The organism is Kluyvera sp. CRP (genome assembly GCF_019930565.1).
Taxonomy (GTDB): Bacteria; Pseudomonadota; Gammaproteobacteria; order Enterobacterales; family Enterobacteriaceae; genus Kluyvera; species Kluyvera georgiana_A.
Window position 1 is genome coordinate 2,511,514 of sequence record NZ_CP082841.1, and the last position, 20,962, is coordinate 2,532,475.

Annotated in this window: 18 protein-coding genes and 2 pseudogenes; 11 read left to right on the forward strand and 9 right to left on the reverse strand. The window is 57.4% G+C overall.

The genetic code is table 11. The features are described 5' to 3' along the window. Positions 1–9 precede the first annotated feature (9 nt). The 3 genes from K7B04_RS11790 (at position 10) to K7B04_RS11800 (ending at position 3,243) form a co-directional block, all read left to right on the forward strand. On the forward strand, positions 10–1,038 hold the full coding sequence (locus tag K7B04_RS11790) for a sugar phosphate isomerase/epimerase family protein (RefSeq protein WP_223804073.1): 1,029 nt from the start codon (positions 10–12) through the stop codon (positions 1,036–1,038). Further along, complete coding sequence (locus K7B04_RS11795; protein WP_223804074.1) at positions 1,035–2,186, forward strand: Gfo/Idh/MocA family oxidoreductase; 1,152 nt, start codon at positions 1,035–1,037, stop codon at positions 2,184–2,186. Before K7B04_RS11790 ends, K7B04_RS11795 begins: the two co-directional genes overlap by 4 nt. A gap of 76 nt (positions 2,187–2,262) precedes the next feature. Beyond that, a complete protein-coding gene (locus K7B04_RS11800; RefSeq protein WP_163447716.1) occupies positions 2,263–3,243 on the forward strand; it encodes a LacI family DNA-binding transcriptional regulator in 981 nt (326 codons plus the stop codon). Here K7B04_RS11800 and K7B04_RS11805 read toward each other — a convergent pair whose 3' ends face one another. Both K7B04_RS11805 and K7B04_RS11810 read right to left on the reverse strand, forming a co-directional pair. After that, positions 3,244–4,491, reverse strand: a complete 1,248-nt coding sequence (locus K7B04_RS11805; RefSeq protein WP_223804075.1) for a mechanosensitive ion channel family protein — start codon at positions 4,489–4,491, stop codon at positions 3,244–3,246. It abuts the gene before it with no gap. A gap of 77 nt (positions 4,492–4,568) precedes the next feature. Next, entirely contained in the window at positions 4,569–5,996 is a 1,428-nt protein-coding gene (locus tag K7B04_RS11810; RefSeq protein ID WP_223804076.1) for an MFS transporter, read from the reverse strand. A gap of 131 nt (positions 5,997–6,127) precedes the next feature. On the opposite strand from K7B04_RS11810, the gene K7B04_RS11815 reads away from it, so the two are divergent. Further along, positions 6,128–6,967, forward strand: coding sequence for a helix-turn-helix transcriptional regulator (locus tag K7B04_RS11815; RefSeq protein ID WP_223804157.1), 840 nt, complete (start codon positions 6,128–6,130; stop codon positions 6,965–6,967). Positions 6,968–6,986: 19 nt separating this feature from the next. Here the strand turns inward: K7B04_RS11815 and K7B04_RS11820 are convergent. Continuing rightward, a pseudogene (locus K7B04_RS11820) lies at positions 6,987–7,142 on the reverse strand (Tn3 family transposase); the annotation flags it as partial. 20 nt (positions 7,143–7,162) lie between these two features. On the opposite strand from K7B04_RS11820, the pseudogene K7B04_RS11825 reads away from it, so the two are divergent. Continuing rightward, positions 7,163–7,405, forward strand: a pseudogene (locus K7B04_RS11825) (recombinase family protein); the annotation flags it as partial. Between the two features lie 59 nt (positions 7,406–7,464). On the opposite strand, the gene K7B04_RS11830 reads toward K7B04_RS11825, so the two are convergent. Continuing rightward, complete coding sequence (locus tag K7B04_RS11830) at positions 7,465–7,929, reverse strand: hypothetical protein (RefSeq protein WP_167576440.1); 465 nt, start codon at positions 7,927–7,929, stop codon at positions 7,465–7,467. Between the two features lie 137 nt (positions 7,930–8,066). Here K7B04_RS11830 and K7B04_RS11835 point away from each other — a divergent pair, with 137 nt between their 5' ends. After that, on the forward strand, positions 8,067–8,243 hold the full coding sequence (locus K7B04_RS11835; RefSeq protein WP_223804077.1) for a hypothetical protein: 177 nt from the start codon (positions 8,067–8,069) through the stop codon (positions 8,241–8,243). A 46-nt stretch (positions 8,244–8,289) separates the two neighbouring features. On the opposite strand, the gene nfsB is transcribed toward K7B04_RS11835, so the two are convergent. The 3 genes from nfsB to K7B04_RS11850 form a co-directional block, all read right to left on the reverse strand. Next, a complete protein-coding gene (gene nfsB, locus K7B04_RS11840; protein ID WP_163447712.1) occupies positions 8,290–8,943 on the reverse strand; it encodes an oxygen-insensitive NAD(P)H nitroreductase in 654 nt (217 codons plus the stop codon). Positions 8,944–9,065: 122 nt separating this feature from the next. Beyond that, a complete protein-coding gene (locus K7B04_RS11845; RefSeq protein ID WP_163447711.1) occupies positions 9,066–9,434 on the reverse strand; it encodes an MmcQ/YjbR family DNA-binding protein in 369 nt (122 codons plus the stop codon). Then, complete coding sequence (locus tag K7B04_RS11850) at positions 9,434–10,009, reverse strand: TetR/AcrR family transcriptional regulator (RefSeq protein WP_163447710.1); 576 nt, start codon at positions 10,007–10,009, stop codon at positions 9,434–9,436. The genes K7B04_RS11845 and K7B04_RS11850 overlap by 1 nt, the downstream gene beginning before the upstream one ends. Positions 10,010–10,174: 165 nt before the next feature. On the opposite strand from K7B04_RS11850, the gene K7B04_RS11855 reads away from it, so the two are divergent. Continuing rightward, positions 10,175–11,299, forward strand: coding sequence for an MBL fold metallo-hydrolase (locus K7B04_RS11855; protein ID WP_223804078.1), 1,125 nt, complete (start codon positions 10,175–10,177; stop codon positions 11,297–11,299). A 33-nt stretch (positions 11,300–11,332) separates the two neighbouring features. Next, on the forward strand, positions 11,333–11,680 hold the full coding sequence (locus K7B04_RS11860) for a RamA family antibiotic efflux transcriptional regulator (protein ID WP_223804079.1): 348 nt from the start codon (positions 11,333–11,335) through the stop codon (positions 11,678–11,680). 40 nt (positions 11,681–11,720) lie between these two features. Here K7B04_RS11860 and K7B04_RS11865 read toward each other — a convergent pair whose 3' ends face one another. Next, a complete protein-coding gene (locus K7B04_RS11865) occupies positions 11,721–11,969 on the reverse strand; it encodes a DUF1158 domain-containing protein (protein WP_163447707.1) in 249 nt (82 codons plus the stop codon). Between the two features lie 513 nt (positions 11,970–12,482). Between K7B04_RS11865 and K7B04_RS11870 the strand changes: the two genes are divergently transcribed. From K7B04_RS11870 to K7B04_RS11880, 3 genes are read left to right on the forward strand one after another with little or no spacing between them, the layout of a single operon-like run. Continuing rightward, positions 12,483–15,194 (forward strand): cation-transporting P-type ATPase, encoded by a 2,712-nt coding sequence (locus K7B04_RS11870; RefSeq protein ID WP_223804080.1) that lies wholly within the window; start codon positions 12,483–12,485, stop codon positions 15,192–15,194. 60 nt (positions 15,195–15,254) lie between these two features. Further along, on the forward strand, positions 15,255–16,325 hold the full coding sequence (locus tag K7B04_RS11875; RefSeq protein WP_223804081.1) for an efflux RND transporter periplasmic adaptor subunit: 1,071 nt from the start codon (positions 15,255–15,257) through the stop codon (positions 16,323–16,325). 10 nt (positions 16,326–16,335) lie between these two features. Next, on the forward strand, positions 16,336–19,431 hold the full coding sequence (locus K7B04_RS11880) for an efflux RND transporter permease subunit (RefSeq protein WP_223804082.1): 3,096 nt from the start codon (positions 16,336–16,338) through the stop codon (positions 19,429–19,431). Here K7B04_RS11880 and K7B04_RS11885 read toward each other — a convergent pair. Continuing rightward, positions 19,428–20,891 carry a PLP-dependent aminotransferase family protein gene (locus tag K7B04_RS11885; RefSeq protein ID WP_223804083.1) on the reverse strand — a complete coding sequence of 488 codons (1,464 nt, stop codon included), beginning with the start codon at positions 20,889–20,891 and terminating at the stop codon, positions 19,428–19,430. The two genes, K7B04_RS11880 and K7B04_RS11885, sit on opposite strands and share 4 nt — an antisense overlap. Positions 20,892–20,962 lie beyond the last annotated feature (71 nt).

Sequence of the window (20,962 nt, forward strand, 5' to 3'; positions counted from 1 at the left end):
GGAGGGGGTATGAAAACCATCAAGGGGCCGGGCATTTTTCTGGCGCAGTTTATCGGCGGCGAGCCGCCGTTTAATACGCTCGATGGGATAGCGCAATGGGCGGCCGGGCTGGGCTTTAAGGCGCTACAGCTGCCCTGCAATCACCCGGCGATATTCGACCTGGCGCAGGCCGCGGCGAGCCAGACCTATTGCGATGATATTGCCGGGCGACTGGCGGAGCACGGTCTGGTGATTAGTGAACTGTCAACGCATCTCGAAGGGCAGCTTGTCGCCGTTAATCCGGCCTATGACAGCGCTTTCGATGCTTTTGCGCCGGCGGCGCTGCGCGGTAATCCGACGGCCCGCCAGCAGTGGGCCGTCGAGAGCGTGAAAAAGGCCGCGCAAGCTTCGGCGCGCCTGGGGTTGAAGGCGCATGCGACCTTTTCCGGCGCGCTGGCCTGGCCTTATTTCTATCCGTGGCCACCGCACAATGCGGCGCTGCTGGATGAAGCGTTTAGTGAACTCGCCAGCCGCTGGCGGCCCATTCTGGACTGTTTTGACGAGCACGGCGTTGACCTGTGCTACGAAATTCACCCCGGTGAGGATTTGCATGATGGCGTTACGTTCGAGCGTTTTCTAGACCAGGTGAAGAATCATCCGCGCTGCCATATGCTGTATGACCCGAGCCATCTGCATTTACAGGATATTGACTATCTTAGCTATATCGATATCTACCACTCCCGTATTCGCGCGTTTCACGTTAAGGACGCCGAGTTCCAACGTAACGGACGTAGCGGCGTTTACGGCGGCTATCAGAACTGGGCGGATCGTGCCGGGCGTTTCCGCTCGTTGGGCGACGGCGATATCGATTTCAAAAAGATTTTCAGCAAGCTGACCCAGTACGATTTTGACGGCTGGGCGGTAATGGAATGGGAGTGCTGCCTGAAGGACGCGCAGATCGGCGCGCGCGAAGGCAGCGAGTTTATTAAACGGCATATCATTCCCGTCTCCGCGCGGGCCTTTGATGACTTTGCCGCGGGTAGTGAGGTGCGCGGATGATTCAGGTGGGTATTATCGGTTCAGGTTTTATTGGCCCGGCACATATTGAGGCGCTGCGTCGACTGGGTTTTGTCGAGGTGGTCGCGCTGTGCGACGCCTCGCTGGAGCTGGCGCAGACCAAAGCGCGGCAGCTCAATATTCCGCATGCTTACGCTGATGTTGACGCGCTGCTGGCGCATCCTGGGCTACAGGTGGTGCATAACTGCACGCCCAATTTTCTGCACGCGTCGGTTAATTGGCAGATTTTACGCGCGGGAAAACACGTTTTCTCTGAGAAACCGCTGTGCATGACGTCGGAGGAGGCTCGTGAACTGGAGCAGATGGCGCGGGATGCGGGCGTGGTCCACGGCGTGAGCTTCGTTTATCGTCAGTTTGCGATGGTGCAGCAGGCGGCCAGCATGATGCGCGCAGGCCATGCCGGACGTTTGTTCTCAGCCTACGGCGGCTACCATCAGGACTGGATGCTGTTGGAGAATGACTTTAACTGGCGGGTGGACGCGGCGCAGGGTGGTGCGTCGCGCGCGGTGGCCGATATCGGTTCGCACTGGTGCGACACGGTGCAGTTTGTGACCGGACGGCGGATTGTGGAGGTGATGGCCGATCTCGCTATCGTCTGGCCAACGCGTAAGGCCAGCGTTGAGGCGCAGGCGACGTTCAGTGAACACGATGACGCGACGCAGTATCGCGATGTCGCGGTGACAACCGAAGATGCCGGTTCGGTTCTGTTCCGCTTCGACGACGGCAGTAAAGGCTGCTTTAGCGTTTCGCAGGTCTGCGCCGGGCGTAAAAATCGGCTGCATTTTGATATCAATGCCAGCGCCTGTTCGCTGGCCTGGGATCAGGAAACGCCGCAGCAACTGTGGATTGGTCACCGCAGTCAGCCCAATCAGTTGCTGAGTGACGACCCGAGCCTGCTTAACCGCGATGTCGCCGGACAGGCGAACTTCCCCGGCGGCCATAGTGAGGGATGGCCAGACGCGTTTAAAAACATGATGGGCAATTTCTACCGCGCCGTGCAGAGCGGGAAAATGCCCGCCGCTGGCGAGCCGCATTTTGCCTCATTCATTGATGGAGCAAATGTCATGTATATCATTGATGCGATTATAAAAAGCCATCAGCAACGGCGCTGGGTCAGCGTCGAACAATAACGCTGTGCCCGGTACGCCGGGCACGCTTTTTATGGTAGCCTGCACGCAAAGCGTTAACTGCAGGGAACGGCGTTGTATGTCAATTCAGAAAATCGCCCAGTTGGCGGGGGTATCGGTGGCGACCGTGTCGCGGGTGCTTAACAACAGCGATACCGTAAAAGCCAAAAACCGCGAACGGGTGCTTCAGGCCATTAAAGAGAGTAACTATCAGCCTAATCTGCTGGCGCGCCAGCTGCGTACGGCGCGAAGCTCCATGATTCTGGTGATGGTGTCGAATATCGCCAACCCTTTTTGCGCCGAAGTGGTAAAAGGAATTGAAGAGGCCGCGGAAAAGAACGGCTATCGGATTTTACTGTGCAACTCCGGCTCGGATATTGAACGCTCTAAATCAGGCCTGCGACTGCTAACCGGAAAAATGGTCGACGGTATTATCACCATGGACGCCTTCAGCAAGCTGCCGGAGTTAACCACGGTGATTGGCGATGCGCCATGGGTGCAATGTGCGGAATATGCTGATGCGGGCGCGGTCTCCTGCGTGGGGATCCACGATGTCGATGCCGCGGAGCATGCGGTGAGCTATCTCGCAGCGCAGGGGCGTGAGCGGATTGCGTTGATTAACCACGACTTGAGCTACAAGTACGCCCGCCTGCGCGAGCAGGGGTACAAAAATGTGCTGCAATCTCAAGGGCTGGCGTTTCATGCTGTCGAGTATGCCAGCGATCTGAGCGCGGCGGCGGGGAAACTGGCGATGCAAACGTTGCTGGCGATGAACCCGCGCCCGGACGCGGTGTTTGCGGTTTCTGACTCGCTGGCCGCCGGGGCTATTCGCGCCATTGAACAGGCAGGGCTAAAGGTACCGGAAGAGATTGCGGTGGTGGGGTTTGACGGCACTGAACTTGCCGAAATGGTGTCGCCGCAGCTGACGACCGTCCAGCAGCCGTCGCGGGAGATCGGCGCCAGAGCGGTCGAACTGCTGCTTAATAAAATCGATAACCCGGACGTGCCGCCGGAGCGGGTGATGCTGGACTGGCGCTTTATTTCACGCGCTAGCGCGTGATTATTCTTGCCCGATCGCGCCTGCCAGGGCGCGAATATCATTGCCGGTCGGTGATTGATGAATACGTAAGCCAAATTCCTCGACCACGGCAAAAATATGGTCAAAAATATCGGCCTGAATACCTTCATATTCGGCCCACACCACCGTATTGGTAAAGGCGTATATTTCAATCGGCAGACCGTTATTATCGGGTGCCAACTGACGTACCATCAGCGTCATATCTTTGCGAATTTTCGGATGGTTACGCAAATATTCGTTGAGGTAAGCGCGGAAGGTACCAATATTGGTCATCTTGCGCAGATTCAACACCGAATCGGCGCTGCCGTGCTCCTGGTTCCACAGGTTAATTTCCTCATGGCGAGAGTCCATATACGGTTTCAGCAGCTTCGCCTGAATTAACCGCTGCTGCTCTTGCTCATCGAGAAAATGCACGCTGGTGGTATCCACGTTGATGCTGCGCTTAATTCTTCGGCCACCTGAAGCAGACATTCCGCTCCAGTTTTTAAACGAATCCGACACCAGCGACCAGGTCGGAATGGTGGTGATGGTATTATCCCAGTTACGCACTTTGACGGTGGTTAAGCCAATATCGGTCACCGCACCGTCGGCGCCGTATTTCGGCATTTCCAACCAGTCGCCGAGCTTTAACATGTCGTTTGCCGAGAGCTGAATCCCTGCCACCAGGCCGAGAATCGGGTCCTTAAATACCAGCATCAGTACCGCGGCCATCGCACCCAGACCACTTATCAGTATTGCCGGTGATTGCCCCAGCAGCAGGGAGATCATCAGAATGCCAATCAGAATGGCGCTGACCAGCTTAACTCCCTGGAATATCCCTTTGAGCGGCAGCTGCGAAGAGAAAGATAGCTTTTGTGAGAGGTTGAAAATAACGTCCAGCAGCGAGAAGAATGACAGCAGAGCGTAGAGCATGACCCATAGCTGTGCGCCCGTGGTTAATATCTGCGCGGCATCACTGCCTTTTTGCAACCACAGCACGGCCTGTACGTTGACAATAATCCCCTGTAGGGTAAACGCCAACCGGTGGAAAAGTTTATTTTGCGTGATAATTTGCAGCCATAAATGACTGCTGGCCTGTGCCCGTTTTTCGAACGCGCGCAGCACCACCCGATGTAGAATCAGATGAACAATGATGGCAGTGAGAAAAATAATACCAAATATGATGATCAGCGAATTGGTATGGTTTATTTCAATGCCCATATCTTCGATCTGTGAAATCAGTTCCTGCATAACGTCTCCTGTATAGCCAGCTAATTATAATGGCTGCGCTGGCTATATTATGCAAACAGCTATACAGGAACTTAAGGTTATGACGTTGCGATCGCCGGACTACGGTTTAAGTGATGGCGGAGGCTAACGGCAATGATTGCCAGCAGCAGCATCATCACCGCTTCTACGCCGAGGAAGCCGGTCATCGCATCGGTATAGCTTCCATGATGCCCGCGCGTCAGCACCAGCAGCAGTGAACCAAACACCGCCGGGCCAAGGCCCAGCGTGGCCTGCTGTAGCGTGCTGAGCAGCGCGCTGCCCGCACCCGCATCGTTGGCGGTAATATCGCGCATCCCAACCCGATAAAAGCAGTTGACGATCAGCGCCTGGCCATAGCCAATCAGCGCGGTCGAGGGCACCAGCGTGAGGGTGGACGTCGCCTGGCCGAAGTGGTGGAACGTCTCCATCAACAGCAGCAGGCCGCTAATTTGCACGATCAGGCCTGCCACCAGAATGCGCCCCATGCTGTGGCGGGCGATCAGCTTCGGCGCATACATCGCTGAAAGAAAATAGGCGACGCCCAGCGCCACAAAGCTGTTGCCCGACTGCCACGGCGCCATGCCGAGGCCGGACTGGAGAGTGAGCGCCATGCAGAACATAAAGCCGGACCAGGCGCTGAAAAACAGCAGCGCAATGACCATGCCGAAGCGAATACTGGCAAATTTCAGCAGTCGAGGCGGCAGCAGCGGGTGTTCACCGCGCTGCTCTTTACCCAGTGCGCTGGCCCGCATCCACAGCAACAATGGGATAATCGCCAGCAACATCAGACGCATTGACCACGGCCAGTGCAGTTCCGGCCCCAGCGCCATCGGGAACAGCAGGCAGCAGAGAATCAGGCCCAGGCTAAAGGTACCCTGCCAGTCAATGCGTGCGTGCTCATCGCGACGGGTTTCTGGCACGTAGCGGCGACTGAAGGCCAGCACCAGCAGGCCAATGGGCACGTTGATGAAAAAGGCGTTACGCCAGCCCAGGCCGGCGATGTCCGCTGATACCAGCCAGCCGCCGAACATCTGCCCAACGATAAACGAGATGCCGCCAATGCCGCCATACAGGCTGATAGCCCGGGCGTGGGCCGTTCCTTTTAGCGTAACGTGCAGGGTCGCGAGAATTTGCGGGACGATCAGCGCCGCGCCTGCGCCCTGTAGGGTGCGCGCGGCCAGCAGGGCGGTGATCGAGTTGGCCAGGCCGCACAGCAGCGAAGCGAGGCTGAAAATCGCCACGCCCCACATAAACAGCCGACGGCGACCGTAGTTGTCGCCAAGCTTGCTGCCCATGGCCAGACAAACGGCAAACGCCACGCCGTACAGCGCGACGATAAGCTCCAGCTGGGTTGGGCTGGCGTGCAGCGATGCGGTGATTGAGTCGAGGGCGACATTGGTGATCGAGGTATCGATCTGGGGCAACATCAGGCCGGTCAACAGCAGGAAAAGCCCTGCGCGACCGGGTGAAACAGCAGACGTTTTCATGGTGACTCCATTGCGTCATTCAGCGATTGGACGTAGCATCGCTGATTCAATAAACGGGTACCAGTTCCTGGTTATACTGGTACTGGCACTACCATGCTGGAGATACCATGAGCCTCATCAGCCACAATGAAATGGACGTATTGCCGTCACGGCAGGACGATAGCCGTAAGCAGCTGGGTGCATTTCTTCGGGCGCGACGGGAAAGTCTCGATCCACAGCGGTTGGGATTACCGCGCAGTGGGCGGCGGCGCACGCCGGGCCTGCGTCGCGAAGAAGTGGCGATGCTGGCGGACGTTGGCGTGACCTGGTATACCTGGCTTGAGCAGGGGCGCGAGGTTAATCCGTCGGCGGCGGTAATGCAAGCGGTCGCCGAAGCGCTCCAGTGCAGCGCGCTTGAGACTCGTCATCTGTTTGTGCTGGCTGGGCTGACACCGCTGGAGTCGGCTAACGTTCCCCCGTGCGAAGGGATAAGCCCCGGCACGCGGCGTATGCTGGACAGTTTGCTGCCGCAACCGGCCAGCATTCAGAAGCCTGATTTCGATATCGTGGCGTGGAATGACGCGTTTTGTCGGCTGATGGGCGTCGATTTTTCGACCATTCCGGAAGATGATCGAAATTGTATCTACCTGTATCTGACCCACCCCGGCTGGCGTAGCCGTCTGGCCAATCGCGACGCGCTCGCGACCTTTGTCTCCTATTTCCGTGCCGCGATGGCGGAGCACCGTGGCAATCCGGCATGGGAAAACAAGCTGGCTCGCTTTTTTGCCGCTTCCTGCGAATTTGAGGCGCTATGGCACCAGCGTTACGAAGTTCGCGGCGTCGAAAACCAGATTAAAAACTTCCAGCATCCTGAGTTTGGCCATTTCCAGCTGCAGCAGATGTACTGGTACTCCGCGCCCCGCAACGGCTCTCGTCTGCTGGTTTATTTACCCGTGGATGAAGTGGGGGAGGCGGTGCTGGCGAAGCTGTAGTAGAGGGCCGCTCAGACATACCCCAGAACTGTGCCAGTGGCTGCGTGGCCTGAATATCAACCAGCCAGGCATTCGTACTGGTGATCGTTTCACCCCGCAGGTAGTTTGTTTTTGTCCCGTTCAGCCGTTGCCGGGTCAGGGCAGGAACATTTGACCTTGTCAGGGACTTCAGGCCGAAAGCGTTTTATCCCCTGAGGGGCTGTCCGGTTTATTGATGACGGGATCGGCACCGATGGTGAAATGGGTAAAGTGGTAGTCACCGTTCTGTCAGCGGCGGCACAGGCCGAATGGCGCAGGATACTGGAACGTACCAATGAAGGCAGACAGCTCTACATTGCACATTCCATGGTATACAGGATTTTGAAAGATGAAACGTTAACATTCGTCTCAAACAATGCAATTTGGCGGAATAACCTTGCCTCCATGAGGCAAGGTTAATATCAGCCATTGAGGTTCACTAAAATTAGCCTCGTTAGCTTTGCAGAATAGTGCTCCAGTTACCGTAAACTGAGTTTGTTCCGCAACAATTCAGATGCAATATTTGAACGTTCCACTTTTGCGGCCGTAATGGCACTTCGCGTAAATGGACTACCCGTTGCGGAAAATAAATCATCTGAATGTTTTTGTAATTTGCCTACATATTTCAGAGTATCTTTAATATTTCCTTTTTCGGCGCTACTGGCTAACTTTCCAGCATAATGTTCTGTTTTATGGTACATGGATGAAACTTTACTCCCTTTAGTCTCCGCCGTATTCCTAATGCTTTGCAGTTCATTAATAAACTTTTTCGCAGAATGACTAATTTCCGAACTGGTATAAGAAGGAAGCTTTGCAACTGGTGCAGAACAGAAAAGTCTCAAAATGTTCATTTTTATATATCCTATATGACAAAAGAAAGATGAGAACATATCAATATTTTTTTGTCTTTCAAAAAACGACGGTGGTGAGATCCCGTTAGCCATGTTTGAAGCAGGAGTCTGAATTTTGATATTTGCCGGGGTAGGGTGAATTAGCCTTTAATGCAATTTGCCTTATATGCTAATTCTCAGGGACGATAATCGTGTTCAGAATTCTTGTTCATGCCGATGTCAGAGAGTAAATGCTGGAACGGTCAGATGTGATGGCGGCGTTTGATACGCAGGAACGGCAGGAGAAGTTGCGTGACATGCTCGCGCAGTGGCGTGGTTATGCAGGGCTGACGCGGGCGAGCCTCGATACGCTGACGCGCTACGCACTGGCTTGTGGCGTAAAACATCCGCAAATTTTACTGTATTGAAATTTCCCGGCCAGGCAGCGCCAGGCCGGGAAGTGGCCGACTTAAATTAGATCTCGGTAATCACCGTCTCTTCCGGCAGACGAGATTTTGGCAGCGCTTTGTTGAAGTCTTCTACGCTGTGGTGGCCAACCGGCACCACGACCAGGCTGGTGTAGCCTTTTTCTTTCAGGCCGAATTCGGCGTCCAGAATCTCGGCGTCGAAGCCTTCAATCGGCACCGCGTCCAGACCCATGGCGCCCATAGCCAGCAGGAAGTTGCCGACGTTCAGGTAGGTTTGGTTGGCAGCCCACTGCGCGTCATCGTGACGCTCTTTACGGTGCAGGTCGGCGAAGAAGGTGCGGCCTTTGTGGTTAGCGGCTTTGGCTTCCGGTGTGGCGAAACGGCCATCGGCGTCTTCTTGATCGACCACTTTTTCCAGCCAGGCATCATCGATTGCCGTTTTGGCGCAGAACACCACGACGTGGGAAGCATCCAGCATTTTGCGTTCGTTGAACACGTAGCCGCCAGCGGCGGATTTCGCGACGCGCGCTTTTCCTTCGTCGGTGCTGGCGACGATAAAGTGCCACGGCTGGGAGTTGGTGCTGGATGGGCTATAGCGCAGCAGGGTTTTCAGATTGGCGGCCTGCTCGGCGGTCAGCTTTTTGCTGGCATCAAAGGCTTTAGTGGAATAGCGCGCTTTAGCAACGGAAACGATGTCCATAAATACTCCTGAATGATAAAAGGCACCGCAAATCGGTGCGTTGTATCACAGCAGGGTACCGTGCGATTTAACAAATGAGAAGGGTGGAAAATGCGATAACACTTATCGCATTTAACGCAAAATCAAACGGGACGCACGCGCTGTTGAACGCGTTTTGGCAGTTTGTTCACCACCAGATTCCACGAGTCTTCAATCAGGCTGTTGAGCAGTTCAACGGTGATTTCATCGCCAGGATAGACTGAAATCCAGTGTTTTTTGTTCATGTGGTAGCCCGGCTTAATGTGCGGGTAGATTGTCTGATGCAGCAACGATTGCTCCGGATCAACCTTCAGATTGACGATGTGCTCACCGCGCAGCGACATCTTGATCATAAAGATTTTTCCCTCAACCGTGAACACATCGTACTCGGGGCCAAAAGGCCAGGCTGGTTCCGAAAAGGGGAGGGTTAGCGCAAATTCCTGCGCTTTTTCATGCAGCGTTTTACCGTCCATTATTCATCCTCTGACAACGCTCGCCACATGGCTTCAAAGCCGAGCGCCTTAAGTTTATCTGCACGTTCGGGTTCGCGGCTGGCGAACTCAATGGTGGTCTCTGCAAGCGACAGGAACAGCGCATCGCCAAAAGCACGGAAGTCGTCAGACATAAATACCGGGCGCATGGAACGCTGACAGAGTTTATTGAGCTCCGGAAATAGCGCTCTGGCCTGCAGTATCGTTTCGTTAGTAATTTTCCCACTGACGGCCATGCGCCGAATGGCTTGATGCCCAACAGGGTGGAGAATGCCCCAGTCGATGTAGCTGTTCCAGATGCTGTGGGTGAAGGCTTTTGGTGATTCAGTGTCGGTCAGGCATGCCAGCATGGTCTGGCATAAGTCCGTTTTCAGGTGCAGATAAAGCGCATTAAGCAGATCGTCTTTGGTGGCGAAATAACGAAACAGGGTACCTTCCGCTACACCTGCGCTGCGCGCAATCAACGCCGTTGACGCGCCGATGCCAGATTGGGCAATGGCGCAGGTGGCCGCTTCCAGTAACGCTTGTTTTTTATCTTCACTCTTCGGACGAGCCACTACACTTTACCTCTCTGACGGTTAAAAAGGTGATTGAAACATGTCGAACCCAGGGACTTCAACGCCGATTGTCAAAATTTGAAAATTGCTTGACGATTTTTTCCCCGCCTTTCTATAATGAGTGCCTACTCACTCATAATCAACTTTTTTTGTGTGGCTTCCTGGATGAGGCCGGTCACGGGTCAGGAAATGAAACCGTTCATCATCAGTGTGGTTGCCATCATGCTTATCGCCAGTGCAGCAAGCTTGCCTTTTGTTTTGAATGCCGGTTTCGGCCAGCCGCCGCAAGGGGCGGAAAAGAGTCTGATTGAGCGCTCGCCAAACTACCGCGACGGGGCGTTTCACAACACCTTGCCGACGCCGGGGTTTACCGGCGACAAGAACATGCTGATGGCGTGGTGGGAGTTTTTAACCGCGAAGCGGGAGAATGCGCGCCCGCAGCAGCCACTGCCGTTGGTGCCGACCGATCTCACCAGCCTGCCGAGCGAGCAGGAGACGATGATCTGGCTGGGGCATTCATCCTGGTATCTGCAGCTGGCGGGCAAACGTATTCTGATTGATCCGGTATTCAGCAGCTACGCCGCGCCGTTTTCGTTTCTGAATAAAGCGTTTGACGGCCACTATCCGTGGCGTGCCGAGACGATGCCGGAGATCGATCTGCTGATTATCTCTCACGACCACTATGACCATCTGGACTACGCCACGATTAAGGCGCTGATGCCAAAGGTTAAGCGTGCCGTGGTGCCGTTAGGCGTGGGGTCTCACTTGCGCTACTGGGGCATGGCGAGTGAAGTGATTACCGAAGCCGATTGGCAGCAGAACGTTGCTATCAGCGATGCGCTGACCGTCCACGTGCTGCCCGCGCGCCACTTCTCTGGCCGTGGCCTTAAGCGAAACCAGACGTTGTGGGCCAGCTTTATGTTCGTGACGCCGGAGCAAAAGATTTATTACAGCGGCGACAGCGGCTACGGCCCGCACTTCAAGGCGATTGGCGAACAGTTTGGCAAGGTGGACGTCGCCATTCTGGAAGATGGCCAGTACGACCAGGACTGGCGCTATATCCACATGATGCCGGAGCAGACCGCCCAGGCGGCGGTGGACCTGAATGCACAGCGGGTGCTGCCGGGGCACGCCGGACGTTTCGTGCTGGCGAAGCATACCTGGGATGATCCGTACAAGCGGCTGGCGCAGGCCAGCAAAGATAAAGCGTATCGGTTGTTAACGCCGATGCAGGGCGAGCCGGTTTGGCTGGCGAATCCAACACAAACATTTCGTGCCTGGTGGGAATAAACACCGGCTGTCATAAAACGAGGGGAGGGGTGTATGACTGATTTAGCCACTCAGGTGATTGACACACTGGTCGAATGGATTGACGAAAATCTGCATCAGCCATTGCGTATTGATGAGATCGCCCGCCGGGCGGGGTATTCAAAATGGCATCTGCAGCGTCTGTTTTTACAGCATAAAGGGGAGAGCCTTGGGCGCTACATCCGCCAGCGTAAGCTGAATCTGGCGGCGGATGAATTGTGCACGACCGATCAAAAGGTCTATGACATCTGCCTGAAGTACGGGTTTGATTCCCAGCAGACCTTTACACGCATTTTCACCCGCACGTTTAACCAGTCGCCGGGTGCCTACCGTAAAGTCCATCACCGTCCACGGGCACATTGACACCAGCGCCCTCCCTTCGGGGAGGGCGTTCGCGTATCAGTTAATCCGCCAGCGAAAACCAGCGTCGCCACACGAAGCGAATCACCAGATATTCAATCGTCCCTAATACCAAAAACCACACGCAGAACAGCACGGTGTAAAACTGGTTCAGGTCCATAAAGTGGAAGGTATCCACCAGCTTTTGCGCCAGCGTTAACCCCAGCGAGGGCGCTGGAAGTAACAGACAGGAAAGGAACGCCATAAGCAAAATACCTGCGGCGGTCATCAGGGATTCAAGAGGATGCTTCATGCGGTGTTAATCTTTAGTTAAAAATATTATTTTCCGGTAATTTTTACAGGAACGCAATGTTTCTATGTTAACAAACTCTTTTTGAATATTTAAAACAAATAATGAAGCCTACGAATATATTCGCAGAAAAGGTCGTTAAATAACGATTTGGTTTAAATTAAATAATGTAATCGTAAATTAACGTCATGCTCACGATAATATTTTTACAAAAGTATAGGTACTGTATCCCACCAGCGTCGCAATCACGATAGCCAGTGCAATGTATAGCGCCAGGCGGCGTCCTCTGTAGATTCCGAACATAATGACCTCGTTTAGATGGGGTTTAGGAATATTCTGTAATATTAATATCAGTAAATCAACTGAATGTCGTTTTGAAATTTAAAAAGCGAAAATATTGTGAGTTAAATAATATTCCTTCGCCTTAAGAAAATATCCAACGATGTCGCCTTGGCCAGAAATGATTTCAGGCTTTCCGTTTGCAGGAATTTAAAAGGAAAATTTATCGTGTCGAAAATGATGAATACTAAAAATGTGCCGCACGCGGGTTACGACCCGCAAGAGCACGCCTACCAGCAGTCTACCGAGCGCGTGTTATCCCAGCTCAACAGCCAGCCAGAAGGGCTGAGCGGGGCAGATGCCGCGGAGCGCCTGAACACCTGGGGGCCGAATGCGCTGCCGGAGAAAAAAGGCAAGCCTGCGTGGCTGCGCTTCCTCGCCCACTTTAATGATGTCCTGATCTACGTCCTGCTGGCCGCGGCGGCGCTGACCGCCGTGATGGGCCACTGGGTTGATACTTTTGTTATTCTCGGCGTCACGGTGATCAATGCCCTGATTGGTCACATTCAGGAAAGCAACGCAGAAAAGTCGCTGAAAAGCATTCGCAATATGCTCTCCAGCGACGCGCAGGTCATTCGTGACGGCAGCCATAAAACGGTTGCGACCACCGAACTGGTGCCGGGCGATATCGTGGTGCTGCGCGCGGGCGACCGTATCCCGGCGGATATGCGTCTGATTGAAGCGCATAACCTGCGCGTCGAAGAGGCGATTCTCACCGGCGAATCTACCGTGGTGGATAAGCACACTGACGTGCTGCACGGTGAACTGCCGCTGGGCGACCGCACCAATATGGTGTTCTCCGGCACTACCGTGAGCGCAGGTGGCGGCACTGGCGTGGTGGTGGGCACCGGCCAGGAGACCGAACTCGGCCACATCAACCAGATGATGGCGGGGATTGAAAAACACCGCACGCCGCTGCTGGTGCAGATGGACAAGCTGGGTAAAGCCATTTTCGCTATCATCCTGGCGATGATGGTCGCGCTGTTCGTGTTCAGCATGCTGCTGCGCGATATTCCGCTGGGCGAGCTGCTGCTGTCGTTGATTAGCCTCGCGGTTGCCGCCGTACCGGAAGGTTTGCCGGCGATTATCTCGATTATTCTGTCACTGGGCGTTCAGGCGATGGCGCGCAAGCGGGCGATTATCCGCAAGCTGCCGACCGTGGAAACGCTGGGGGCAATGACCGTGGTCTGCTCGGATAAAACCGGCACCCTGACCATGAATGAAATGACCGTGAAGGCGGTGATTACCGCCGACAGCTGCTACCGCGTCGACGGCGACAGCTATGAGCCGCACGGTAATATCTACCTTGAAGGCAGCAACGAGCCGGTGAAAGTGCAGCCGCGCACCGTGCTGGAAAAGTACCTGCGGACTATCGATCTGTGTAACGACAGCCAGCTGGTAAAAGACGCGCAGGGGCATTGGGGCATTACCGGTGGCCCAACCGAGGGGGCGCTGAAGGTGCTGGCGGCGAAAGTCAGCCTGGAGCCGATACACACGCAGCTGATCGCCAAGATCCCGTTTGACTCGCAGTATAAGTACATGGCCACCCACTTCCAGCTGGCGGACGAAGAGATTGTGATGGTAACCGGTGCGCCGGACGTCCTCTTCGCCCTGTGTCAGCAGCAGCAGACCGCGCGCGGCGTGGAGCCGTTCGTGCGTAGCTACTGGGAAGCAGAAATGGCGCGTTTCGCCAGCCAGGGTCTGCGTATGGTGGCGGCGGCGACCAAGCCCGCCAATGTCGGGCAGAAAACCCTCGACCACAGCGACCTGCAGGACGGCCTGGTGTTCCTCGGTATTGCCGGGATGATGGACCCGCCGCGCCCGGAAGCGGTCGATGCGATTCACACCTGCCAGAACGCGGGGATCCGCGTGAAGATGATCACTGGCGATCACCCGCAGACGGCCATGAGCATTGGCCAGATGCTGGGGATCCGCAACAGCAGCGAAGCGATGACCGGCTACCAGCTGGAGCACATGGATGATGCCGAGCTGGCGAAAGCGGCGGTGGAGTATGACATCTTCGCCCGTACCAGCCCGGAGCATAAGCTGCGCCTGGTGAAAGCGTTGCAGGAGAGCGGTGAAATTGTCGGCATGACCGGCGACGGCGTCAACGACGCTCCGGCCCTGCGCCAGGCGGATGTCGGTATCGCCATGGGGATCAAAGGCACCGAGGTGACCAAAGAGGCCGCCGACATGGTGCTGACCGATGACAACTTTGCCACCATCGCCAGTTCGGTCAAAGAGGGGCGTCGCGTTTACGACAACCTGAAGAAAACTATTCTGTTCATCATGCCGACCAACCTGGCGCAGGGGCTGCTGATTATTATCGCGCTGCTGGCGGGGAATATTATTCCGCTGACGCCGGTGCTGATTCTGTGGATGAACATGGCGACGTCCGCCACGCTCTCCTTCGGCCTCGCGTTTGAAGCCGCCGAGCGTAACGTGATGAACCGCCCGCCGCGTAAAACCGGTCAGCATGTGATGGATGCGTTTGCCGTGTGGCGCGTCGCCTTCGTCGGCTCGATGATTGCCATCGCCGCCTTCATTCTTGAGGCATGGCTGGCGCCGCGTGGCCACAGCGCCGAGTTTACCCGCACCGTGCTGTTGCAGATGCTGGTGACCGCGCAGTGGGTCTACATGATTAACTGCCGCAGCAATGGCTTCTCCCTGAACCGTGGGCTGCTGAAGAACAAAGGCATCTGGCTGGTGACCGGCGTGCTGCTTCTGCTACAGCTGGCGATTATCTACCTGCCGCTGATGCAGACGCTGTTCGGCACCGAAGCGCTGCCGCTGCGCTACTGGGGCATCACTTTGGCGATTGGAGCCGCGATGTTCCTGGTGGTGGAAGTTGAAAAGCGTCTGACCCGCCGTTTCCACAAGACCACGTAGTCGTGATGACTTGTCCCTCTCCCGTCGGAGAGGGACGCTTGCCACGCAAGGATCCCCGACATGAAAAACACTTTCCGCCTCGCCCTGCTGGCCTGTGGCCTGGCCGGCTGCACGCTGGCGTTTGCCTCGGTACCGGTGCGCGTCGCCACCGTCGAGCGCGCGCCGCACGCGGTTGAGCGCCAGCTGCCGGGGCGCGTTGAGGCTATTCACGCCGTTGAAATTCGCGCACGTACCGAGGGCACCATCGTGCAGCGCCACTTTGAGGACGGGCAGGACATCAAGCAAGGCGACCTGCTGTTCACGCTGGATGACGCCCAGCCGCGCGCGGCGTTAGCGCTGGCGCAGGCGGAGCTGAAAAGCGCGCAGGCCTCGTTGCGTCAGGCGCAGCAACTGCTGACGCGCTACCAGAGTCTTAAAACCAACCACTCGATCAGCCGTAATGATGTCGACACCGCGCAGATGCAGCGTGACGTCGCCGCCGCCGCCGTGGAACAGGTGAAGGCGCGAGTGACGGCGCAACAAATTACGCTCGATTACACCCGCATTTCCTCGCCAATCAGCGGCCGCGTCGGCCACAGCGCTTTTCACGTTGGCACGCTGGTGAACGCCGCCAGCGGCGTGCTGGTGGATATTGTGCAGCTCGATCCTGTCCGCGTGAGTTTTGCGCTCGATGAAGCCGCGTTTTACAGCAAAGCCGGGCAGCATGCGGATATCCGCGCGTTGAAGGCCGCGTGGTTAGCGCAGATTACCCTCGACGGCAAACGCGAAGATGGCGTACTGACTTCGGTGGATAACCGTATCGACGCCCGCACCGCCAGCGTGGCGGTTCGCGCCGAATTCGCCAACCCGCAACATCGGTTGCTGCCCGGCGGCAACGTCACCGTAACCCTGCGACCGCAGACGCTCAATGAGAGCGTGATGATTCCCGCTGCGGCGGTACAGCAGGATGCCAACGGTTATTTCAGTTGGGTACTGACGGCAGAGAATACAGCCGGGCAGCGCCGTCTGGAGTTAGGCGGCCAGCAGGGGCAGTCCTTCGCGGTGGCGAAGGGGCTTAACCCAGGCGAGCGCGTGGTCACCGATGGCGCGCAGCGTCTGACGGACGGCGCGGCCGTGCAGCTGTTGAATTAAGGAGTACAGGATGCTGACGTTTTTTATCCGTCGTCCGCGTTTCGCGATGGTGATTGCTCTGCTGATGGTCTTTGGCGGTGCGGTCGCGCTGAAGCTCATTCCGGTGGAGCAGTACCCGCAAATCACGCCGCCCGTGGTGAACGTCAGCGCCAGCTGGCCGGGCGCCAGCGCGCAGGATGTGGCGGAGGCCATCGCCGCGCCGCTGGAGACACAGCTCAACGGCGTTGATCACATGCTCTATATGGAGTCGACCAGCGCTGATGACGGCGGCTATAGCCTGAACCTGACTTTTGCCGCGGGCACCGATCCGGATATGGCGGCCATCGATGTGCAAAACCGCGTGGCGCAGGCGGTGGCGCAGCTGCCGACGGAAGCGCAGCAGAACGGTGTACAGGTGCGCAAGCGCGCCAGCAACCTGCTGATGGGGGTGAGCCTCTATTCTCCGAACGGCAGCCTGTCGCCGCTTCAGATCAGTAACTACGCCAGTACCCAGGTACGCGAAGCGCTGGCGCGTCTGCCCGGCGTCGGCCAGGTGCAGATGTTCGGTGCGCGCGATTACAGCATGCGCATCTGGCTGCGGCCAGACCGCATGAACGCGCTGAACATCACCAGCGAAGATATCGCCCAGGCGCTGAACGAGCAGCACGTGCAGGGGGCCGCCGGGCAAATTGGTACGCCGCCGGTGTTTAACGGCCAGCAGCAAACGCTGACCATTAACGGTCTGGGTCGACTGAGCGACGCCGATGAGTTCCGCAACATCGTGGTGCGCAGCGGCGAGCAGGGGCAACTGGTGCGCCTTGCGGACGTGGCCAACATTGAGCTTGGCGCACGTAGCTACAGCTCCAGCGCACAGCTTAACGGCGTGGACTCGGCCTATATGGGGATTTACCCGACGCCAACCGCCAATGCCTTACAGGTCGCAAACGTGGTGCGTAGCGAATTGGCGCGCCTGCAAAGCCGCTTCCCGGCGGACCTGAAATGGGAAGTGAAGTTTGATACCACCCGGTTTGTCGCCGCGACCATCAAAGAGATTGGTACGTCGCTGGCGCTGACGCTGCTGGCGGTTGTCGCGGTGGTTTCGCTGTTCCTGCAAAGCCTGCGCGCGACGCTCATTGTCGCGCTGGCGATCCCCGTGTCGCTGATTGGCACCTTTGCGGTGCTTTACCTGCTGGGCTACAGCGCCAACACCCTCAGCCTGTTTGCCATTATTCTGGCGCTGACCATGGTGGTTGACGATGCCATTGTGGTGGTGGAAAGCGTGGAAGGGCATATGGCTGAAGGGCTGGGGCGTAAAGAAGCGACCGCGCTGGCGCTGCGACAGATTGCCGGGCCGGTCATCGCCACCACGCTGGTGCTGCTGGCGGTATTTGTGCCGGTGGCGATGCTGCCGGGAATTGTCGGCGAATTGTATCGTCAGTTTGCGGTTACGCTCTCCACGGCGGTCACGCTGTCGAGCATTGTTGCGCTTACCTTGACGCCCGCGCTGTGCGCGCTACTGCTGCGTCCGCGTCTGAAGCAGCCCGTCCGCTTATTCCAGTGGTTTAACCTGGGGCTGAATACCACCCGCGATGGCTACGGTCGCCTGGTGGCATGGATGAACCGTCGCCCGCTGGTAGCGGTGGGGGCCACACTAACCGCCGCGCTGCTGGTGGCGTTGAGCTTCTCCACCATGCCGAAGGGCTTTCTGCCGCAGGAAGATCAGGGTTATGTCTTCGCCAACGTGCAGCTGCCGGAGTCGGCCTCGCTGGAGCGAACCGAAGCGGTGATGGCGCAGGCTCGCGCGTTGCTGGGGGCGCATCCGGCGGTGGAGGATGTGATTCAGGTCTCCGGCTTCAGCATTCTCAGCGGCACCAGCGCCTCGAACGGCGGGTTTATCTCGCTGATGCTCAAAGACTGGTCGCAGCGCGCGCCGCTGGACACGGTGATGGGCGAACTTCAGCGCCAGCTGCATGCGCTACCGGAAGCCAATATTATGCTGTTTGCGCCGCCCACGCTGCCGGGCCTTGGCAGCGCCGCGGGCTTCGACCTACGCATTCTGGCCCAGGCCGGGCAAACGCCCGCCGAGCTGGAGCAGGTCACGCGTCAGATCCTGATGAAAGCCAATCAGCATCCGCAGCTGAACCGCGTATTCACCACCTGGAGCAGCAACGTCCCGCAATTGACGTTAACCGTTGATCGTGACCAGGCTGCACGTCTCGACGTGCCGGTATCGCGTATTTTTAGCAGTCTGCAAACCGCGTTCGGCGGCACGCGAGCCGGTGATTTCAGCATCAACAATCGCGTTTATCACGTGGTGCTGCAAAACGAGATGCAGTGGCGCGAGCGCGCCGGGCAGATTAGCGAACTGTTCGTGCGCAGCAACCACGGCGAGCGGGTGCGCCTGAGTAACCTCGTGACCATCACACCAACCGTGGGCGCGCCGTTTATCCAGCAGTTTAACCAGTTCCCGTCGGTGTCGGTGAGCGGCTCGGCGGCGGAAGGGGTCAGCAGCCGCACGGCGATGAATGAAATGGAAAGGCTGCTGGCGATGCACCTGCCGGAGGGATACGACTACGCCTGGAGCGGGTTGTCCTGGCAGGAGCAGCAGACCGGCAACCAGGCCATCTGGATTGTGCTGGCGGCGGTGGCGATGGCGTGGCTGTTCCTGGTGGCGCAGTACGAAAGCTGGACGCTGCCGGCGAGTGTGATGCTGTCGGTATTGTTTGCTATCGGCGGCGCGCTGCTGTGGCTCTGGGCCGCCGGTTACGCCAACGATGTGTACGTGCAGATTGGGCTGGTACTCTTAATCGCCCTCGCGGCGAAGAACGCGATACTGATCGTCGAATTTGCCCGCGAGCGGCGGCAGTCCGGTTTATCGATCGTCGCGGCGGCTCGCGAGGGGGCAACCCGCCGCTTCCGCGCGGTGATGATGACGGCGGTGTCGTTTATTATCGGCATCATGCCGATGATGTTCGCCACTGGCGCAGGGGCGCAGAGCCGCCGGATCATCGGCACCACGGTGTTCAGCGGTATGCTGGTGGCGACGGTGATCGGCATTCTGTTTATCCCGTCGCTGTACGTGCTGTTCCAGCGCCTGCGCGAGTGGGCGCATCGCCGGGCGGACTAGCCCATCTGCGCCAGTTGGCTGCGCAGCACATCCACCCCCGGCGCAATGGCGTCGGGGTTGATGGCGTGAAATCCCATGCGGAAGAAGTTATCCGGCGGCGCGGCGTCGAGAAAATGGCGCGCGCCGGGTTCAATCAATACGCCAGTATGCGCGGCACGCCAGGTCAACTGCTGGGTGCTGATATTGCCGGGCGTGCGCAGCCAGAAGGCGTTGGCATGTTCACTACCGGGCAGCGGCTGGCACTCCGGTAGCAGGGTTGATAGCGCCGTGTTGAGCATCTCCCAACGCCGCGCGGAGTCATCGCGATAGCGGCGCAGATGCGTTTCGTAATGACCCTGGGCAAGAAAATGCGCCATCTGATACTGAATGTTGGTGGGCGGATGACGATACACCAGGCGGCGCAGCGCGCGGGCCTCATCGATCAAATCCGGGTCGGCGACCATAAAGCCTAGCCGCAGCCCCGGCGACAGCGCCTTCGACAGGCTGCTGACGTAAATGACTCGCCCGCTGCGATCGCTGGCCTTCAGCGCCGGCAGCGGGTTGGCCTGGAAGTTACTCTCTGAATCATAATCATCTTCAATAATCACCGCATCGTGCTGCGTTGCGTGCGCCAGTAGTTGACTGCGCCGCGCCTTGCTCATGGTGACGCCGGTGGGCACCTGATGTCCCGGCGTGACGTAGTAGTAGTCGCACGGCGTATCGTTCAGCACGATACCTTCGGCATCGACGGCGTGCGGGATAATCTGGCTTTCGCCGAGTAAAAAGGTGTTAATCGCTTCGCGAAAGCCGGGATTTTCGACGCCGACGCGGGTCTGGCGAGACATCAGCAGCCGGGTGAGCAGGTACAGCGCGTTCTGTGAGCCGAGGGTGATCAGTATTTCATCCGGCGCGGCAACGATGCCGCGCTTGGGCAGCACGCGGGTGCGAATTTGCTCAATCAGCATCGGTACGTCCTGGTCGATATGGTCCACCACCCACGCCGGGTCGCGCATGCCACCGTGCAGCCAGTTGGCCGCTGAACGCCAGCTGGCGAGCGGAAACTGGCGGGTGTCCGGCTGGCCGTAGATAAACGGATAGCGGTAGTGCATCCAGCCGGCGGGTTTAAGGATTGACTCCTGCTGACTGGGGGTGATATTCAGCCGTTTGCCCCATGATGGTGCATTGTCGGCGGCGCTGGGTGCAGGCGTCGGTGCGGAAAGGCGCGGCGCATGGTAGTCCGGGTGCAGGTAATAGCCGCTGCGCGGGCGGCTTATCAGGTAGCCCTCGTTGACCAGGCTTTCGAACACCAGCGCGGTGGTGTTACGGGAAACCTGTAGCTGCTGGGCCAGTTGCCGACACGAGGGCAGGGGCGTGTCGGCGGCAAAAATGCCGCCGAGAATCGCGTTGATCAGTGATTCGCGAACCTGTTCCTGCAACCCGCGTTGCGCCTCAAAATCCACATGCAATAAGTGCCGAATCATGCGCTCCCCTCCCGATTGTTCGCTTTCCTCCAGCGCAGCAATTTCTGTACCAGCCTGAAATCGTCTGCCAC

Coding starts and splice junctions, on each gene's coding strand:
- K7B04_RS11790 (WP_223804073.1), top strand. CDS start 10: ATGAAAACCATCAAGGGGCCGGGCATTTTTCTGGCGCAGTTTATCGGC.
- K7B04_RS11795 (WP_223804074.1), top strand. CDS start 1,035: ATGATTCAGGTGGGTATTATCGGTTCAGGTTTTATTGGCCCGGCACAT.
- K7B04_RS11800 (WP_163447716.1), top strand. CDS start 2,263: ATGTCAATTCAGAAAATCGCCCAGTTGGCGGGGGTATCGGTGGCGACC.
- K7B04_RS11805 (WP_223804075.1), bottom strand. CDS start 4,491: ATGCAGGAACTGATTTCACAGATCGAAGATATGGGCATTGAAATAAAC.
- K7B04_RS11810 (WP_223804076.1), bottom strand. CDS start 5,996: ATGAAAACGTCTGCTGTTTCACCCGGTCGCGCAGGGCTTTTCCTGCTG.
- K7B04_RS11815 (WP_223804157.1), top strand. CDS start 6,128: ATGGACGTATTGCCGTCACGGCAGGACGATAGCCGTAAGCAGCTGGGT.
- K7B04_RS11830 (WP_167576440.1), bottom strand. CDS start 7,929: ATGGCTAACGGGATCTCACCACCGTCGTTTTTTGAAAGACAAAAAAAT.
- K7B04_RS11835 (WP_223804077.1), top strand. CDS start 8,067: ATGCTGGAACGGTCAGATGTGATGGCGGCGTTTGATACGCAGGAACGG.
- nfsB (WP_163447712.1), bottom strand. CDS start 8,943: ATGGACATCGTTTCCGTTGCTAAAGCGCGCTATTCCACTAAAGCCTTT.
- K7B04_RS11845 (WP_163447711.1), bottom strand. CDS start 9,434: ATGGACGGTAAAACGCTGCATGAAAAAGCGCAGGAATTTGCGCTAACC.
- K7B04_RS11855 (WP_223804078.1), top strand. CDS start 10,175: ATGAGGCCGGTCACGGGTCAGGAAATGAAACCGTTCATCATCAGTGTG.
- K7B04_RS11860 (WP_223804079.1), top strand. CDS start 11,333: ATGACTGATTTAGCCACTCAGGTGATTGACACACTGGTCGAATGGATT.
- K7B04_RS11865 (WP_163447707.1), bottom strand. CDS start 11,969: ATGAAGCATCCTCTTGAATCCCTGATGACCGCCGCAGGTATTTTGCTT.
- K7B04_RS11870 (WP_223804080.1), top strand. CDS start 12,483: ATGATGAATACTAAAAATGTGCCGCACGCGGGTTACGACCCGCAAGAG.
- K7B04_RS11875 (WP_223804081.1), top strand. CDS start 15,255: ATGAAAAACACTTTCCGCCTCGCCCTGCTGGCCTGTGGCCTGGCCGGC.
- K7B04_RS11880 (WP_223804082.1), top strand. CDS start 16,336: ATGCTGACGTTTTTTATCCGTCGTCCGCGTTTCGCGATGGTGATTGCT.
- K7B04_RS11885 (WP_223804083.1), bottom strand. CDS start 20,891: ATGATTCGGCACTTATTGCATGTGGATTTTGAGGCGCAACGCGGGTTG.